At 58.7% G+C, this 17,273-nt stretch carries 14 protein-coding genes; 10 read left to right on the top strand and 4 right to left on the bottom strand.

What is annotated here, in order from left to right; all coding sequences use genetic code 11:
* Positions 1-177 precede the first annotated feature (177 nt).
* Both ampC and bla read right to left on the bottom strand, forming a co-directional pair.
* Positions 178-1,350, bottom strand: coding sequence for a class C beta-lactamase (ampC, locus tag AC13RC_RS15670; RefSeq protein WP_488557776.1), 1,173 nt, complete (start codon positions 1,348-1,350; stop codon positions 178-180).
* A 111-nt stretch (positions 1,351-1,461) separates the two neighbouring features.
* Positions 1,462-2,355 (bottom strand): class A beta-lactamase, encoded by an 894-nt coding sequence (gene bla / locus AC13RC_RS15665; RefSeq protein ID WP_488557698.1) that lies wholly within the window; start codon positions 2,353-2,355, stop codon positions 1,462-1,464.
* Positions 2,356-2,525: 170 nt separating this feature from the next.
* On the opposite strand from bla, the gene AC13RC_RS15660 reads away from it, so the two are divergent.
* Positions 2,526-3,404 carry a LysR family transcriptional regulator gene (locus tag AC13RC_RS15660; protein ID WP_488557697.1) on the top strand — a complete coding sequence of 293 codons (879 nt, stop codon included), beginning with the start codon at positions 2,526-2,528 and terminating at the stop codon, positions 3,402-3,404.
* A 74-nt stretch (positions 3,405-3,478) separates the two neighbouring features.
* Here the strand turns inward: AC13RC_RS15660 and AC13RC_RS15655 are convergent, their stop codons facing one another.
* Positions 3,479-4,981, bottom strand: coding sequence for a methyl-accepting chemotaxis protein (locus AC13RC_RS15655; RefSeq protein ID WP_488557696.1), 1,503 nt, complete (start codon positions 4,979-4,981; stop codon positions 3,479-3,481).
* 332 nt (positions 4,982-5,313) lie between these two features.
* On the opposite strand from AC13RC_RS15655, the gene cml reads away from it, so the two are divergent.
* The gene (cml, locus tag AC13RC_RS15650; RefSeq protein WP_488557695.1) at positions 5,314-6,510 is read left to right on the top strand and encodes a CmlA/FloR family chloramphenicol efflux MFS transporter; all 1,197 of its coding nucleotides are present in this window, start codon (positions 5,314-5,316) and stop codon (positions 6,508-6,510) included.
* Between the two features lie 149 nt (positions 6,511-6,659).
* Here cml and AC13RC_RS15645 read toward each other — a convergent pair whose 3' ends face one another.
* Positions 6,660-7,682, bottom strand: a complete 1,023-nt coding sequence (locus AC13RC_RS15645) for an LLM class flavin-dependent oxidoreductase (protein ID WP_113333283.1) — start codon at positions 7,680-7,682, stop codon at positions 6,660-6,662.
* A gap of 359 nt (positions 7,683-8,041) precedes the next feature.
* On the opposite strand from AC13RC_RS15645, the gene AC13RC_RS15640 reads away from it, so the two are divergent.
* The 8 genes from AC13RC_RS15640 (at position 8,042) to AC13RC_RS15605 (ending at position 17,267) form a co-directional block, all read left to right on the top strand.
* Positions 8,042-8,542 carry an invasion associated locus B family protein gene (locus AC13RC_RS15640; protein WP_015342896.1) on the top strand — a complete coding sequence of 167 codons (501 nt, stop codon included), beginning with the start codon at positions 8,042-8,044 and terminating at the stop codon, positions 8,540-8,542.
* Positions 8,543-8,721: 179 nt separating this feature from the next.
* Positions 8,722-9,651 (top strand): ArsR/SmtB family transcription factor, encoded by a 930-nt coding sequence (locus tag AC13RC_RS15635; RefSeq protein WP_095436627.1) that lies wholly within the window; start codon positions 8,722-8,724, stop codon positions 9,649-9,651.
* Positions 9,652-9,869: 218 nt separating this feature from the next.
* Positions 9,870-11,378: an arabinosylfuranosidase ArfA gene (gene arfA / locus AC13RC_RS15630; RefSeq protein ID WP_488557694.1), complete on the top strand. Its 1,509-nt coding sequence runs from the start codon at positions 9,870-9,872 to the stop codon at positions 11,376-11,378.
* Positions 11,379-11,571: 193 nt separating this feature from the next.
* Positions 11,572-13,473, top strand: coding sequence for an ABC transporter substrate-binding protein (locus AC13RC_RS15625; protein WP_183809143.1), 1,902 nt, complete (start codon positions 11,572-11,574; stop codon positions 13,471-13,473).
* Positions 13,474-13,590: 117 nt separating this feature from the next.
* The gene (locus AC13RC_RS15620; protein ID WP_113333287.1) at positions 13,591-14,595 is read left to right on the top strand and encodes an ABC transporter permease; all 1,005 of its coding nucleotides are present in this window, start codon (positions 13,591-13,593) and stop codon (positions 14,593-14,595) included.
* A gap of 3 nt (positions 14,596-14,598) precedes the next feature.
* Positions 14,599-15,456 carry an ABC transporter permease gene (locus AC13RC_RS15615; RefSeq protein WP_113353691.1) on the top strand — a complete coding sequence of 286 codons (858 nt, stop codon included), beginning with the start codon at positions 14,599-14,601 and terminating at the stop codon, positions 15,454-15,456.
* 3 nt (positions 15,457-15,459) lie between these two features.
* Positions 15,460-16,449, top strand: a complete 990-nt coding sequence (locus AC13RC_RS15610; RefSeq protein WP_488557693.1) for an ABC transporter ATP-binding protein — start codon at positions 15,460-15,462, stop codon at positions 16,447-16,449.
* On the top strand, positions 16,446-17,267 hold the full coding sequence (locus AC13RC_RS15605; protein ID WP_488557692.1) for an ABC transporter ATP-binding protein: 822 nt from the start codon (positions 16,446-16,448) through the stop codon (positions 17,265-17,267). The genes AC13RC_RS15610 and AC13RC_RS15605 overlap by 4 nt, the downstream gene beginning before the upstream one ends.
* Positions 17,268-17,273: the final 6 nt, after the last annotated feature.

Raw genomic sequence — 17,273 nt, 5'->3', positions numbered from 1 at the left:
GCGGTATCCGGCGATCGCGACCTCTTCATGACCTGAACTTAGCGTTCTATGGGATATCGTCATAATATATGTCAGCGGCTTGGCGAATGGCGCTGTGTGAAATGATACTGGCCGACCCGTCAGCTTTTGCCGAGGTCGGCCGTTCGTTGGAGCGGACCAAGCCTTAGAGCCCGGTCTCTACTTTGCCTCCTTCGATCCCGCCAGATTTTCGACGGCAGTCAGGATCTTGTAGACCGACGAAACGCGTGCAGGGATCGGAAAATTCCTGTTTGCCAGCAGAACGATGCCGATCTGCCGGGCCGGTATGAAGGCTGCGTATGCGCCAAAGCCATTCGTTGAGCCTGTCTTATTGAGAAGGACATCCTTGCGTGGCTGTTGAGGTGGGTCGAGCCGGGTGATCTTGTGGGGCTCAAGCGCCATGTCGGAGGAATTGCCGGCAAGCAGCCGGGCAAGCGTCGTCGGATAGGCATAGATTTCCCAGCCGAGCGCCTGCGTCGTGTTGTCGACGCGGTAATAACCGACATGCGTCGCATCGATTGCACGCTGAAGTGTGCCGTCGAGCTTTGCTTCACCCATATTGGCCTCGAGAAAAGCAAGCATGTCGGAGCCTGTAGTCTTGATGCCATAGGCCTGCGTGTCGAAGACGCCGCCATTGACGCGGATTGGTTTGCCCTGCTTCGAATAGCCATAGGCATAGTTGCTCATCTCAGCCGGTGGAACGCGGATATAGGTGTGGTTGAGGTTGAGACCGGAAAGAATTTTGTCCTGCATCAGCCTGTCGAACGGTTCGCCCATGGCCTGCGCTGCCAGATAACCGAACAGGCCGATGCTGGGGTTGGAATATTGCCGATACGTGCCGGGCGCGAAGGAAGGATGCCAGTTGCGATAATAGGCAACCATCTTGTCCTGATCCGTTACCCCGTTGGGAAACTGCAGAGGCAGACCGCCGGCCGAATATGTGGCGAGATCGAGGAGGCTGATCTTGTCGAAACTGGTACCCGCAAGTTCCGGCATATATTTCGTTGCCTTGTCGGAGAAGGAGAGCTTTCCGCTGATCTGGGCGTAGGAGCCAAGGGCTGCCGTAAAGGTCTTGCTGATGGAGCCGAGCTCGAAGATCGTGTCGTTCGTTACCTTCTGGCCGCTCTCCTTCGAGGCGACGCCGTAATTGAAGATGTAGCGCTTGCCCTTGACGGTAATCGCAATCGCCATACCCGGTACGTCGTTATCCTTCATGAGCGGACGAATGATCTCGTTGACAGCTCGCTCCAGCTGCTCCCGATCATTGACTTCGGCGGCGTGGGCACTGACCCCATAGAAAAGGCAGCCTGCGACGATACCGAGCTTCTGCAAAGAATTGGCACGTATATTCAAGATGATATCCTCATTGTGATGATCGACCGTGAAAGATCGCACGGTCGAAAAGGAAGCGATGATTGGCGGCTGTTATCCGGCGCGATGAATTCAGATCGCTGCGGCGATGCGGCCGATTTCGGCAATGATGGCGTTGCGTTCGTCAGCTACAATGGTGGGGATCTCGCAATAGGCCGTTACGATGATAGGGGCGCGCTTCGATGGCCATAGCACCGCGATGTCGTTGGCATTGCCGTATTTGTCACCGTTTGTTCCGGTCTTGTCGCCCACCAGCCAATCCTTCGGAAGGCCGGCGCGCAGTCGGGTGTCTCCCGTCTTGTTGGTGATCAGCCAGGCGGCCAGTTGCGATCGCGAGGCGGCTGTCAGTATATCGGTGAACAGAAGCCGACGCAGGTTTTCCTGCATCGCCGAAGCTGTCGTCGTATCGCGTTGATCGTCCGGGGTGTCGTGGTAGTTCAATGTAGGTTCTGTGCGGTCAAGGCGCGTGAGATCGTCGCCGAGGCTACGGCAGAAAGCCGTCACCGCCTTTGGGCCGCCAAAGCTCGCGAGCAACAGATTGGCCGCGGTATTGTCGCTGAGCGTGACGGCGGCCGCACAAAGTTCGCCAACCGTCATGCCATTGTCTCCGGCGTTAGGTTTGGTCGCCGGAGAATAATCGACGAGATCGCTCTTCTTGTAATGAATGCGCCGGTCGAGCTTCTCATCGCCCTTGTCGACACGGGCAAGCACCAGAGCTGCGGCCAGTGCCTTGAAGGTGCTGCACATCAGGATGCGCTCGCCGGCGCGGTGCTCGATGCGCTTGCCGCTTGCCAAGTCGAGAATGCTGACGCAGATGCGGCCCGGATGCTTGCTTTCGAGTGCGGCAAGCTGCGCCTCGCCCGTATTATCGTCTGCAGTACGTCCAACCGCGCTTAACCCCGCCAGAACAGGCAGCGCAAGCAAGCTGCCGGCAAGGCTTTGCCGGCGCGACAATAAGATCGTCATCACGTTTCCACTTCGATTGATGTTGAGCAAAGAGGTGCGTCTCGGGTCTCGTGGACGTCATTGGGACCCTGCAAATCACCTTGCGAGGCAGACTATGGCTCTGCTTTCTGCCCTAGACAAACGATCAATTCTGAGCTTAGACATGAGAAAAACTTGGCCTTAGGACACAAATGGAGATCTCCCAGCTGCCATTGAACGCGCTGCGCGTGTTCGAAGCCTCGGCGCGGCACTGCAGCTTCACGCGGGCGGGCCTTGAACTCCGGGTCACGCAGACGGCGATCAGCCATCAGGTCAAGGCATTGGAGGACGTGCTGGGCGTGACCCTCTTCAAGCGCCTGCCGCGCGGCCTTGCCCTGACCGATGAGGGGCACGCACTGCTGCCAGTGCTGACGGACGCCTTCCGACGGATGAGCGCCACGCTCAGTCAACTGGAAGAGGGGAATTTTGCCGAAATCCTCACCGTCGGCGTCGTCGGGACTTTCGCGATCGGCTGGCTTTTGCCGCGCCTCGCGAGCTTCAAGGCGCAGCACCCGCATGTCGATCTGCGCCTGAAGACCAACAACAATCGCGCCGATATGGTGCTCGACGGACTGGATTTCTTCCTGCGCTTCGGTGACGGCGCTTGGCATGGAACGGAAGCAATCCATCTGCTGGATGCGCCGCTCTCCCCAGTCTGCACGCCCGATATCGGGGCGCGATTGCGCAAGCCCGCCGATCTTGCCGATGTCGAGCTGTTGCGATCCTATCGGGTAGATGAATGGTCGCTCTGGTTCAGGGTGGCGGGTCTGCCCCCGCCGCATCTTCGCGGCTGGATGTTCGATTCGTCGCTGACGCTCGTGGAGGCGGCTGCGCGAGGCGTTGGCGTTGCGCTCGTGCCCGTCGCGATGTTTTCGCATGACATCGAGGCCGGCAGGATCATGCAGCCGTTCCAGATCACGGCGATGACCGGCAGCTACTGGCTGACGCGACTGAAATCCCGGGCGGAAACGGCATCCATGAAGATGTTTCGCCAATGGCTGCTGGCGGAAATCGAGGAGATGCCGGGCTAAATGTGCGGCAAAACGGCCCCGAACCATTGTCCGAAGCCATCTCATTGAAAATGCTAACGATGTTGTCGGCCGTGTCAGCTCGCGATTTTCAGCCTAACGGCTCCGGTCCGGGTTCCCGAACGCACCGTTTTGAACCGTCCGACGAGACCGGCGAGTTCGTTGCTGATATCGGCGAGGTGCCGCGTCGAGGCATTCGTCTCTTCCATGAGCGCGACATTCTGCTGGGTCATCTGATCCATGTTGCGGACCGCGGAGTTGATCTCGCTGATGCCGACGGCCTGTTCCTGCGCCGAGCGGGCGATGGCGCCGACATTCCGGTCGATGGACGCGACCTGATTGCCGATCAAAGTCAATGCCTCACCGGTCCGGTTGACCAGCTCGACGCCACGCCGCACGTCATTTGACGATCTGTCGATCAGATCCTTGATTTCCTTTGCGGCGGTTGCCGAACGCTGCGCCAATTCGCGGACTTCCTGCGCGACGACGGCGAAGCCCTTGCCCTGTTCGCCCGCTCTGGCGGCCTCGACGCCGGCGTTCAACGCCAGAAGGTTCGTCTGGAAGGCAATGTCGTCGATGACGGAGATGATGTCGGTCATCTTGCGCGACGAGGTTTCGATATCACCCATGGCGGACACGGCTTGCTGCACGACCTCGCGCGACCGTTCCGCCTCCGAGGCGGATTCCTTGACGATTGCCTGTACCTCGCGCGTCCGCTCGGCGGTCTGTTCCGAAATCGTGGTGATCTGGTCGATAGCAGCGGCACTTTCTTCAAGCGCTGAGGCCTGCTGTTCCGTGCGCCTTGCCATGTTGTCAGCAGCAGACGAGATCGAACCGGCTTCATCGCGAACACGGGTTACCGAATCTTCGATGCGCTGCATTGCAGTGCCCAGGGATGCAAGCGACTCGTTGTAGTTCCTCTTCAGGACCTCGAATTCAGCCGAAAGGGCTTCTGTGATATCAGCCGTTAGGTCGCCGTTCGCAAGGCCGTTCAGCGCTATGCCGAGTGCATCAAGCGCGCGTTCCTGCTCGCGCTGTGCAGCAGCCCGCTCGGACTCCGCGCGGTCGCGCTCATCGGCGAGCACCTGCAGGTAAACCGAGATGCCGTAATCCATATCGAGCAGAGCGGCCTTGACGATCGCCGAGAGCCGCCGCGACAAGGCTTGTTCATGCTTGCGCTGCATGAAGCCATTGAGCTGTTGCGCAACGATCGATCGCACCATCCCTTCGAGGATCAAGGCGTAGCCGCCAATATACCAGCGCGGCTCGAGACCGAGGCGGGCATGCGTCCTGCCGACCGCCGAGACCGCTTCGACGTAATCGGGTCCGTATTTGCCTGACGCGATCGTCTTCCAATGGTCCTGCTGCTTGGATTTGGCGTGGTGCACATGCTGCTGCGACGAAAAGAATTTCGACATTGCCGGATGTTTGGTGATCTTCTCGTAAAAGCTGTCGAGAGCGTCTTTGACGGCCGATTCGATAGTCGGCTGCAACTCCGAAAGAGCCTGCCTGGCATCCTGTCCCAGTCCAACAAAGTCGAGCCGATCGTTCAACTCGTCCATTTTCGATGCGCGCACCATAATCTGCTCCAAGAAAGAAATTACAAGCAGTTAGGGCATAGTCATGGTTAAAAATTCATTAGATTTTCACCTCATTTTCGGTGCGCGGCTAGCCGCATTGCATGTGGTGGTTGCGACCATGCCCGTCCCAACATCATTGCCCGGTCCGATGTCATCTGCTATACGCTGTGGTCATCACGTATCTCGCCACGAGGCCATCGGCATGGGGAACTCCAAGTCAGCAGATAGATAAGCCGCAACAGCTTTTTGTTGTTGCGGCGTGCTGTCGAACTCATTCCCATTGATGCCAGTGGCAGGCGCCGCCCGATCTCTCTTTCGAGCGGAATTTTCTCATGTCTGACATACGCCCGTCCTGGGCTTATTCGCTGCCGGCGGCACTGCTGCTGATGGCGCCTTTTGATATCCTCGCTTCACTGGCCATGGACATCTACCTTCCTGTCGTGCCGTCGATGCCCGGTATTCTCAACACGACGCCTGCGGTGATCCAGCTGACGTTGAGCCTCTATATGATCATGCTGGGTCTCGGACAGGTCGTGTTCGGCCCTCTTTCGGATCGCATCGGCCGCCGCCCGGTCCTGCTTTCCGGTGCCGTTCTATTTGCCGTCGCCTCTCTCGGAGCAGCCCTTTCATGGGGTGCGCCTGTCTTCGTGCTATGCCGCCTGCTGCAGGCCATAGGCGCGTCGGCAGCCTTGGTCGCGACCTTCGCGACCGTGCGGGATGTCTACGGCAATCGTCCTGAACAGGCCATTATCTATGCCACATTCGGTTCGATCCTGTCCTTCGTGCCGGCCCTTGGACCGATAGCCGGTGCGATGATCGCCGACCGGTTCGGATGGCGTGCCATCTTCATGGTGCTCGCGATGCCGGCGCTTCTGGCAAGTATCCATGCTGTTGTGAAATGGCATGAAACGTGCCCCGAGGGCGCCCCCGGTCCACGCCGTTCCATATGGCCGATCTTTAAAAGCCGATCGTTCTGGACCTATACACTGGCCTTCAGCGCGGGCATGGGCACATTCTTCGTGTTCTTCTCGACCGCTCCGCGCGTGCTGATCGGCCGGGCCGGTTATTCCGAACTCGGTTTCAGCATCGCATTTGCGACGGTCGCCGTCGTGATGATTATCACGGCGCGCTTTGCCCGATTGTTTGTGGAAAGATGGGGCGTTGCGGGCTGTGCTGCACGGGGTATGGGACTGCTTCTGATCGGTGCGGCAGCTCTTGGTCTCGGTCAGCTCTATGGGATGCCGTCCTTCGCAAGCTTCGTGCTTCCGATGTGGATCATGGCTGTCGGCATCGTCTTTGCGGGATCTGTGACGGCGAACGGGGCGCTGGCGGAGTTCGGCGATATCGCCGGATCGGCCGTGGCATTCTATTTCTGCATTCAGAGTCTGATCGTAAGTCTCATCGGGACTCTGGCCGTCACAGCGCTGGATGGCGATAGTGCATGGCCTCTGGTCGGCTTTGCCACGCTGATGGCGTTGCTGGTGCTGGCAGCGCTTCATCTGTTGCGGCGTCACAATGCCCTGGCTTGATCTGCGGAGCCCTGCGCCGCTCATGATGTAAAATCTGAAACGACCGCCCGCGAAAGCTGGCTTTCGCGGGCGGTCAATTTCGTTTCTTCCATTTTCTGCCTCACGCAACCCCGCCGTCGGCAGACGTACCTTCGCCATCCGCAGCCGTCCTAGCGCCAACCTAATGCCGGCGCGACATGGGTCAGGATGGACTCGATGACATGGGCATTATAGTCGACCCCAAGCTGGTTCGGCACCGTCAGCAGCAGGGTGTCGGCCGCGGCGATGGCTTCGTCCTTTGCCAACTGTTCGATCAGCACATCCGGCTCTGCGGCATAGCTGCGGCCGAAGATGGCGCGCGTCTTCTCGTCGATGAAGCCGATCTTGTCTGCATCCTGGCCGCTCTGGCCGAAATAGGCTCGGTCGAGATCGTTGACCAGCGCGAAGATGCTGCGGCTGACCGAAACCCGCGGCTCGCGCTTGTGCCCGGCTTCTTTCCAGGCCTCGCGATAGAGCCGGATCTGATCTGCCTGCTGGACGTGGAAGGGCAGGCCGCTTTCGTCGTCCTTGAGCGTCGAGCTCTGCAGGTTCATGCCGAGCTTTGCCGCCCATACGGCCGTGGCGTTGGAGCCGGCACCCCACCAGATCCGCTCGCGCAAGCCCTCGGAGTAGGGTTCCAGGCGCAGCAGGCCGGGCGGGTTGGGGAACATTGGCCGAGGATTGGGCTGTGCGAAGCCCTCGCCGCGCAGCAGATCGAGCAGCACTTCCGTATGCCTGCGGCCCATGTCAGCGTCACTCTCGCCCTCCATCGGCGCATAACCGAAGTGGCGCCATCCATCGATCACCTGTTCGGGCGAGCCGCGGCTGATGCCCAGCTGCAGCCGGCCGCCGGCGATAAGATCGGCAGCGCCCGCATCCTCGGCCATGTAGAACGGGTTTTCATAGCGCATGTCGATGACGGCGGTGCCGGTTTCGATGCGGCTGGTCTTGGCGCCGACAGCTGCCAGCAGCGGGAAGGGCGATGCGAGCTGGCGAGCGAAATGATGCACGCGAAAATAAGCGCCGTCCGCGCCCAGCTGTTCCGCCGCGACGGCAAGGTCGATCGATTGCAGCAGCGTGTCGGCTGCCGAGCGCGTTTGCGACTGGGGCGAGGGCGTCCAGTGGCCGAATGAAAGGAAACCGATCTTCTTCATGGTACAATCCTATTATATCCGGTTAGCACGGCCTGCTTTTGCATAACGCATGTCCATGCAGAGACCGGCGCGTCAAAGGTGCCGCTTGCTTGCGTCTTCATGGCATGGCTTGCAAAAGCCGAAGGTTCAGGCGGCTATATGTGCATGGATGCAGCGGATGGAATAGCGCAAACTGTGAACTGATCGTCAATGCCGACGAGGTTGCGTTCTTCCCACATATGGTTTCTTACGCGCTTCCTAACATGAACAAATTTTAACGAAGACGTTAACAATCGGATAACGCACCGCACCGAAACTGCCGCGCGTGTGAGTGCATCTCTCGCTTTCAATGTCCTTGAAACAAGAAATGGCAGGAAACTATGTTTGCAAGAAATTTCGCCCCCGCTCTGGTCTTCGTCGCATTCAGCGCCGGTATCGCGCATGCGGAAGTGCCCGTCCGTATCGATCAATTCGATCATTGGGGCGCATATTCTTATAAGTCCGGCGACAGCGTCAGTTGCTATGTTTTATCGAGGCCGGTTGCGCAGCAGCCCGCCAGTGTCGACCACGGCGACAATTTCTTCATCGTCTCGCGCCTGTCTCCCGGTGACAAACTGGTGCCGGAGGCCGCGATGGGCTATGACCTGAAAGACGGCGCGCAGATGACGGCGACAGTTGGCGACAAGACATTCCCGATGTTTACGAAAGACCGGCACGGCTGGGTAAGGAACGAGGCGCAGGAGCCGACCATGGTCAACGCCATGAAAGGCGGCGCACAACTGCAGCTACAAGCGACATCCAAGCGTGGCACCGAGACGAGTTACTCCTACTCGCTGTCAGGCATTACCGCTGCCCTGAAGCGAATAGAGACTTGCAGGTAAAGCTGGAAGCCGAGCCGCGATCGGGGATTCGGTCCCGCCGAGTTGCATAGTTTGTGAATTGGCTGGCGTCTTCTCGTTGCGTGCAGGAGGCGCCAAGCCAGGCCATTTCGAGTAATGTCTCTTGTGAAATCAAAAATCCTGATATAAATGAAGTCTGTTGATGGGGAATTCAGGATTTCATGCAGCGCGGCTTTCTGACAATTTATGCGGGTGAGAACGCTGCGGTTTTCAGGGCGCTATCGGCGCCGGCGCGTGTGGATATGCTAAAGCTGCTCTGTGCAAGAGGCTCGCTGAACGTCAACGAGATCGCCCGGGAACTGGATCTGCCGCAATCGACTGTCGCGACGGGTATCATGATCCTGGAGGAGGCCGGTCTTGTCGAAACCAAGGCTGCGAAAGCGCGAAAAGGCTACCAAAAGATCTGCACCGCGCTTTACGACGAAATCCTGTTGAGCTTTGAGGACCAGGCCTTCAAGCATGATGAGGACGTGATCGAAGTCGCCATGCCAATCGGTCTCTACACGAGCTGCGAGACGCATGCGCCTTGTGGCCTGTGCTCCACCGAGGGCGTCATCGGCCTACTCGATGTTCCCGATTATTTCCTCGACCCGCAACGCATGCAGGCCGGTCTTCTCTGGTTCGGCCGCGGCCATGTTGAGTATAAATTCCCCAACAATGCCAAGATCTTGAACCGAAACGTCAATGCCATCGAATTCTCGATGGAGCTCTCATCCGAAGTGCCCGGCACCAATCCGGATTGGCCGTCCGACATCACTGTCTGGATCAACGGCGTTGCCGTTGGCACATGGACCTCTCCCGGCGATTACGGCGACAAGCGCGGGGCCTTCACGCCAAGCTGGTGGAAGCTGGAAGGTTCTCAATACGGCAAGCTCAAGACCTGGCGAATCTCCAAGAAGGGCACGTTCATCGACGGGGTCGCCTCTTCCGATGTGACGATCGATGACCTTGCCATCAGTCAGCATTCCTCGATCCGTCTGCGGATCGGTATCGCCGACGATGCGCGCAACACCGGTGGCATCAATATCTTCGGCCGCGGCTTCGGCAATTATGGCCGCGATATCCTCATGCGCATCGATTTGGCGCAATAGTATCGTAATTTATGATACATAGCATATTGTCGGAGTTAAATTCCGATAAGTCATATTTTTCATAAATCACTGATTTCACGGAGGGTTTTGTCATTCCATGCGCGCCGCTACTGTGGTTTCTGCGATATTTTCCGCCGTGAGTGCGTTGACGGCCTTCCAAAAGTGTATCAAGATCAAGGTATAAGAACGAAATATCTGATATATATGGGAGGAAGGCCGTGAAGGCGCATGTGATCGTCCATCGTGATTTCCGAATTGCCGACATCGATGATCGGCTCTACAGCTCTTTTCTGGAGCATCTGGGTCGGGCGATCTATGGCGGCATCTACGAGCCGGGCCATCCGACTGCCGATGAGAACGGTTTCCGTAAGGATGTGATTGAGCTGGTGCGCGAGCTCAACTCGCCCTACTGCCGTTATCCGGGGGGTAATTTCGTCTCAGCCTATAATTGGGAAGATGGCGTTGGGCCCCGTTCTGAGCGGCCGGTGCGCCTCGATCTTGCCTGGCGGACGCGCGAGAGCAACCAGATCGGCGTCAATGAATTCGTGGATTGGTGCAAGAAGGCCAATACCAAGCCGATGCTTGCCGTCAACCTCGGCTCGCGCGGGCTGGATGCGGCACGAAACTTCCTTGAATATTGCAATCATCCAAGCGGCACATACTGGTCGGACCTGCGGCGCAAGCACGGCTGGGCTGATCCGCATGGAGTGAAGCTCTGGTGCCTGGGCAATGAGATGGATGGTCCCTGGCAGGTCGGTCACAAGTCTGCCTACGAATATGGCCGCCTGGCCGACGAGACCGCCAAGGCCATGCGCGGCTTCGATAAATCGCTTGAACTGGTGGTCTGCGGCTCGTCCAACTCGGACATGAAGACTTACCCCGATTGGGAAGCCCAGGTTCTGGAGCAGTGCTACGACAGCGCTGATCATATCTCGCTGCACATGTATTTCGCCAATCGCGAGAAGAATACGCTGAACTATCTCGCCAAGGCCGAGAAACTCGATCGCTATATCGTCACCATCGGCGGCGTCATCGATTATATCAAGGCTAAGAAGCGCTCGAAGAAGACGATCGGCATTTCCTTCGACGAATGGAACGTCTGGTATCACTCCAACCAGCAGGACAAGGAGATCCTTGCGCGCGACGAATGGCCGGATGCGCCGCATCTGCTTGAGGATGTCTATAATTTCGAGGACGTGCTGCAGGTCGGCGGCATTCTCAACACCTTCATTCGCCGCTCCGACCGCGTGCGCATTGCCTGCATCGCCCAGCTTGTCAACGTGATCGCCCCGATCATGACGGAGGACGGAGGCCCGGCATGGCGGCAGACGATCTACTATCCGCTCTATTTCGCCTCGAAATATGGCCGCGGCTACGCGCTGCGCCTGGTCACCGACGGCCCGACCTATGACAGCGACGAGGCCGACGACGTGCCCTATCTCGATGTGTCGGCCGTTCACGACGAGATCGGAAAGATGGTTACGCTCTTTGCCGTCAACCGCCATCCCGACAGCGCGCTCGACCTCGACACGCGCCTCGAAGGCTTTGCCGGAGTCCGTGTCGTCGAACAGCATGAAATGGTTCACAGCGATTTGCAGGCGACCAACACGGCAGCGCATCCGAACGCAGTCGTCCCAACCAATACGGGCGACGCCAAGATCGAGGATGGACGGCTTCGCGCGACACTGAAGCCGCTATCCTACACGGTGATCCGACTGGCAGTCTGACACCTTGTGGCCGGGGCGAATGCACCCGGCACTGAAAACGGTCTGATGGTCGCGAGGAGGCGGCTGAGGACCCATTGCAGGCCCGGACGGCCCGTACGTTGGTTTAAGCGGCCGGCCGGGAAAAAGGGTGAAATCGCGGTCTGCTCATCATCGTTTGAGTGTGCCGTGCAGTCGATAAAAATGGGAGGAGATCATGAAGCAGTGGAAGAAGCTTGCCTTCGGCGTCGCGCTGGCCACGTTCGGCCTCATCGCTGCGGCCAAGGCTCAGGACTATACCTCTTTGCCCCGCAAGGAGACCTTGATCGTCGAAAACCCTGAAGGAACGATCAAGAATCCAGGCTGGTTCAACATCTGGGTCAATGGTGGCGGCGGTGTTTCGACCGGCCTTCAGCAGCTGACGATGGACACGCTCTGGTACATCGATCCGGAGAAAGGTCTGGGCGGCTCGGCCTGGGACAACTCGCTTGCTTCCGACAAGCCGCAATATAATGACGATTTCACTCAGATGACGGTGAAACTGCGCAAGGGCCTCTATTGGAGTGACGGCGTCGAATTCACCGCCGATGACGTTGTCTACACCGTCAAGACCCAGATGGACCATCCGGGCATGAACTGGAGCGCGGCCTTCTCGGTTCAGGTTGCCAGCGTCGAGGCGCCGGATCCCTATACGGTCGTCTTCAAGCTGAAGAAGCCGAATTCGCGTTTCCACGCCATCTTCACTGTTCGCTGGAACGGCGCGTGGATCATGCCCAAGCATATCTTCGAGAAGGTCGCCGATCCCGTTCGTTATGATAATGCCAATCCCGTCTCGCTCGGCGCCTACAAGCTGAAGGCCTATGATCCGCAGGGCAAATGGTACACCTGGGAGAAGCGCGATGACTGGCAGCGCACATCGCTTGGCCGTTTTGGCGAGCCGGCCCCGAAATATGTCACCTATGTCGATCCAGGTCCGCCGGATAAGCGCACGATCGCGCAGCTTGAGCACAATCTCGATATCATTCACGACAACACGCCCGAAGGCATGTTCACGCTGAAGGAGAAATCGAAGACGGTCGAAAGCTGGTTCCCCGGCTTCCCTTTCGCCCATCCGGATCCGACGCTGCCCGCCGTGATCTTCAACAATCAAGACCCGCTGTTCCAGAATCCTGACGTGCGTTGGGCTTTGGCATTGCTCATCGATATCAAGGCCGTCGATATGGCGAGCTATCGCGGCGCCGCCACGCTCTCCGCACTCGGCGTTCCGCCGACGGCGGTCGCCATGACGGATTATCAGGCGCCGATGCAGGATTGGCTGAAGAATTTCGAGATCGATACCGGCAAGCGCAAGATCAAGCCATACGATCCGACGATCGGTCAGCAGATTGCGGATATCCTGCGCAAGCAGCCGAAATACAAGGATCAGATCCCGACCGATCCGGCCGCGATCAGCAGTGCCTTCGGCTATGGCTGGTGGAAGCCCGATCCGCAGGCCGCCGGCGAGCTATTGGAAAAGGCCGGCTTCAAGAAGGTCGGCGGCAAATGGATGACGCCTGACGGGCAGCCGTTCAAGATCCGTCTGACGGTCGAAGGCGACACTCGCTCCGTCTTTACCCGTGCGGGCACTCTCATCGCCCAGCAATGGGCAGCCTTCGGGATCGATTCCAAAGCTGCTCCATCCACCAGCGTCTGGCAGGCGGGATTGCAGCCCGGCAACTATCAGGTCGCGATTGCGTGGAGTGTCGAGACCTGGGGCGGCGATCCTGACCTGTCCTTCTTCCTCGACAGCTGGCATTCGCAGTTTGTCGCCAAGAAGGGTGAGAACCAGGCGCCGCGCAACTGGCAGCGCTGGTCCAATCCGGATCTCGACAAGATCATCGAAAACATCCGCCGCATCAGCGCCGATGATCCGAAGGGCATCGAACTTGGCAAGGACTATCTGAAGCTGGTCGCGCAACAGATGCCGACCATTCCGTTGATGTCCTATAACGTCTTCACTTCGATGGATACCACCTATTGGAAAGGCTATCCGACCATTGCCGACCCCTATACGGACCCCGTTCCCAATTGGGCGAACTCCCGGTTGATGATGGTCAAGCTGAAGCCGGCACAGCCCTGATTTCTCCCGCCCCTGATGCGGCAATCGCCGCATCAGGCACCTTTCGCCGGACACTAGGCACGTCCGGCGAATCTTTTGAATTGATGATGAAGCGCAAGCAGCGAGGAAGACGGCGGCATGACGTCCTATCCAGTTTTCGTATTGAGACGATTTGGCCAATTCCTGCTCGTTGTCTTCCTCGGCATTTCCGCGACGTTCTTTATCACCCACATGACGCCGATCGATCCTGTTGAAGAAAGCATCGGGACCATCCAGCAGATGGGCCAATCCGATCCCCGCGCTGTCGAGTTGATGCGTCAGTCGTTACGTGAGCTTTATGGCCTCGAGGGCTCCATCTGGCAGCAATATCTACATTTCTGGGGGCGTCTTGCGACCGGTGATCTCGGGCCGTCGCTTTCGGCATTTCCTACGCCCGTTTCCGCCATCATCGCGAGGGCGTTGCCCTGGACGATCGGCTTGATGACCGTTTCCGTCATCCTTACCTTCATTCTCGGCAATATGATCGGTGCGCTCGCCGGCTATTATCGCAAGAGCACGGTGCTGAAGGCCGTCAGCCTGGTGTTCATCGCCATGCAGCCGATCCCTTATTACATCCTCGCCTTCGTTCTCATCATTCTCTTCGGCTATGTCTGGCCGATTCTGCCCATCAATGGCGGCTATGAGATGAACACCAACCTCAATCTCTCCGTTGCGCTGGTGCTCGATATTCTCCGCCACTCCATCCTGCCGGCGCTGTCGCTGATCCTTGTCGGGACAGGGGGTTGGCTGATCGGCATGCGGGCGCTCGTCTCCAATATCATCACCGAGGATTATGTTGTTTTCGCCGAGCTCGGCGGCGTGCCGAAGCGCAAGATCCTGCGCTCCTACATCGCCCGCAATGCCATGGTGCCGCAATTTACCGGCCTTGCCATGTCCCTTGGCGCCGTCTTCAACGGCACGGTCATCACCGAAATCGTCTTCGGCTATCCCGGTATCGGCAATCTCCTGATTTCGGCCGTGCACGCGGGCGATTACAGTCTCGTCCTCGGGCTTAGCGCGCTGTCGATCGTCGGTGTCGCCGCTGCCGTCTTCATCATCGACATATTGGGTCCGCTGATCGACCCACGTATCAAGGTGGAGTAGGCCATGCTGACGATCGTTCGCGACCTCGCACGCCAGAATATGGAATTCCTTTGCGGCCTTCTGCTGCTTGCCGTCATCGTCGGGCTGGTGATCCTGTCCTATTTCTCGCCCTATGGCCCAGCCGATCTTTATCTGCTGCCGCCCGACATGCCGCCGGATGGGCAATACTGGCTGGGCACGACATCGCGCGGCCAGGATGTCTTCTGGCAGCTGACGACAGCGCTTCGCAACACACTCTATTTCGGCATCGGCGTCGCCATTCTCTCGCGCATCATCTCGCTTGTCGTGGGGTTGGTGGCCGGCTATGCCGGAGGTGCCGTCGATCGCGTGCTGATGGCGATCAATGACAGCATCATGGTCATTCCGCAGTTTCCGCTGCTGATCCTTTTCTACTTCGTCCTCAAGGATGAAATGACCTGGACGGTGCTCATCATCGTCATGGCCTCGCTTGGCTGGTCATACGACGCGCGTCTGATCCGCTCGGTGGCGATTAGCCTGAAGACGCGGCCTTTCACCACGCAGAGTGTCTATTCCGGCATGAGCATGCGCAAGATCCTCGTCGAGGAGCATCTGCCCTATGTGCTGCCGATCGTCTTCGCCACCACGATGAACAATATGATCTGGTCGATCGGCATGGAGATCACGCTTGCAGTGCTCGGCTTTACCGATATCGAGACGCCGACCATGGGCATGATGATCTACTGGGCCAATGCGCATTCGGCGCTGATCGCCGGAACATGGTGGTGGGTTGCGGCACCCGTCGCCGCCATCGTGGTGCTGTTCATGGCGCTCTTCCTGCTGTCGATGTCGATGAATGAATATAACGACCCCCGCAGTCGTTTGAACCGGATGGGAGGCTGAGGCATGGAGGCTGTCGTTGAGGTCAACAACCTCAAGGCCTATTACCGGGCCTTTCTTTACGGCGTCGATCGGGAGGTGCGGGCGGTTGACGATGTCAGTCTGTCGATCGGCCGCGGCGAGATCTATGGCGTTGCCGGTGAATCGAGCAGCGGCAAGACGACGCTGATCAAGACCATTGCGGGTGCCATCCGGCCGCCGCTGCGCGTCGTGTCCGGCGCCGTCAAATTCCATTTCGAAAATGGGACGCAGGACATCTACGCCATGACGGCAGAGCAGCGGTCATCGCTTCGCTGGCGGCATCTCTCCTATGTCATGCAGGGATCGATGAATGTGCTCAATCCGGTGCGCCGTATCCGGCATTCGTTCACGGATTTCGCCTTCCGCCATATGAAGGCCGATCGCGCCACCTTTTTCGATCGGGTTGGCGCTCACCTTCAGCGGCTGAAGCTCGATGCGAATCTTCTCGATGCTTATCCGCATGAATTGTCGGGCGGCATGCGTCAGCGCATGACGATCGCGCTGGCGACCATCCTGACGCCGGAATTCATCATCGCCGATGAGCCGACGACCGCGCTCGATGTCATCGTCCAGCGCGACGTGCTGCAGATGATCCGGGAGATACAGCGCGAGATGGGCTCGTCCTTCCTGTTTGTAACCCACGATATGGGCGTTCACGCCGCGGTCTCGGACCGTATCGGCATCGTCTATGCCGGCCGGCTGGTGGAGGAGGCGCCGACGCGCAAGCTTTTTCACCTGCCGCTTCATCCTTATACGCAGCATCTGGTCGCAAGCCTGCCGCGGATCGGCGATGCCTCGACGCGCCCCTCGCTCGAGGGCAGGCCGCCCAATCTGGCCATGCCGCCGGAGGGATGCCGTTTTCATCCGCGCTGCCCGAAGCGCATGGACATTTGCAGCCGCGAAGTGCCGCCTATGGTGAACGTCGAGCCGGACCGGCGCGTCGCCTGCTTCGCAGTAACGGGAGGGGCGCGATGAGCGATCTTCTTTTGCTCTCGCATGTCAGCAAGATCTATCGCCAAGGGGGCATGCTCAGCCGTCGTCATATCACGGCGGTTCGCGATGTCAGTCTGAGTCTCGGAGAGGAGCCGGAAATCCTTTCGATCGTCGGCGAGTCGGGCTCCGGTAAATCCACCATCGCGTCGATGATCCTCGGCCAGACGGCGCCGACATCCGGCAGCCTGAATTTTCGCGACAGACCGGTGGCCATTCATGGCCGATCCGAGCGGCGCGCCTTCATGCGGGAGGTGCAGCCGGTCCTTCAGAATCCGTTTGAAGCGTTCAATCCACTTAAGAGGGTTGATCGATATCTTTTTGAAACGGCAAGGAATTTCGCGCCGATGGGTCCAAGGCCAAGCCGAGCCGATGTCGAGCGTATTGCCGATGAGGCGCTTGCCCATATCGGCCTGACACTTGCCGAGGTAAAGGGACGGTTTCCGCATGAGCTTTCGGGCGGTCAGCTGCAGCGCACCGCCATTGCCCGCGCGCTCATACCGCAGCCCCGTCTGCTGGTGGCCGATGAGCCGGTTTCGATGGTGGATGCTTCCCTGAGAATGGCGATCGTCAATCTCTTCGGCCAGCTGAAGAGGGAGTTGGGGCTGTCGATCATCTACATCACCCATGATCTGGCGACCGCCTACTATATCAGCGATCGCATCATCATCATGAAGAAGGGCGAGATCGTCGAGCAGGGCGGCGCGCGCGCCGTTCTCGACAATCCGCAGCATCCCTATTCGCAGGCTTTGAAGGAAGCGGTCTTGTCCACCACGCCCGAGATGGAGCCGGCGCTTGGCTGAACTTTG

It is taken from the genome of Martinezella sp. CNPSo 3890 (genome assembly GCF_057784455.1).
This window is presented reverse-complemented; position numbering and strand designations above follow the sequence as displayed.

Excerpts from the sequence above, each read along its gene's own strand:
- AC13RC_RS15635 (WP_095436627.1), top strand. The coding sequence starts at position 8,722 with ATGCAGCGCGGCTTTCTGACAATTTATGCGGGTGAGAACGCTGCGGTT.
- AC13RC_RS15615 (WP_113353691.1), top strand. The coding sequence starts at position 14,599 with ATGCTGACGATCGTTCGCGACCTCGCACGCCAGAATATGGAATTCCTT.
- AC13RC_RS15620 (WP_113333287.1), top strand. The coding sequence starts at position 13,591 with ATGACGTCCTATCCAGTTTTCGTATTGAGACGATTTGGCCAATTCCTG.
- AC13RC_RS15610 (WP_488557693.1), top strand. The coding sequence starts at position 15,460 with ATGGAGGCTGTCGTTGAGGTCAACAACCTCAAGGCCTATTACCGGGCC.
- AC13RC_RS15655 (WP_488557696.1), bottom strand. The coding sequence starts at position 4,981 with ATGGTGCGCGCATCGAAAATGGACGAGTTGAACGATCGGCTCGACTTT.
- AC13RC_RS15640 (WP_015342896.1), top strand. The coding sequence starts at position 8,042 with ATGTTTGCAAGAAATTTCGCCCCCGCTCTGGTCTTCGTCGCATTCAGC.
- AC13RC_RS15625 (WP_183809143.1), top strand. The coding sequence starts at position 11,572 with ATGAAGCAGTGGAAGAAGCTTGCCTTCGGCGTCGCGCTGGCCACGTTC.
- AC13RC_RS15660 (WP_488557697.1), top strand. The coding sequence starts at position 2,526 with ATGGAGATCTCCCAGCTGCCATTGAACGCGCTGCGCGTGTTCGAAGCC.
- AC13RC_RS15645 (WP_113333283.1), bottom strand. The coding sequence starts at position 7,682 with ATGAAGAAGATCGGTTTCCTTTCATTCGGCCACTGGACGCCCTCGCCC.
- cml (WP_488557695.1), top strand. The coding sequence starts at position 5,314 with ATGTCTGACATACGCCCGTCCTGGGCTTATTCGCTGCCGGCGGCACTG.
- bla (WP_488557698.1), bottom strand. The coding sequence starts at position 2,355 with ATGACGATCTTATTGTCGCGCCGGCAAAGCCTTGCCGGCAGCTTGCTT.
- AC13RC_RS15605 (WP_488557692.1), top strand. The coding sequence starts at position 16,446 with ATGAGCGATCTTCTTTTGCTCTCGCATGTCAGCAAGATCTATCGCCAA.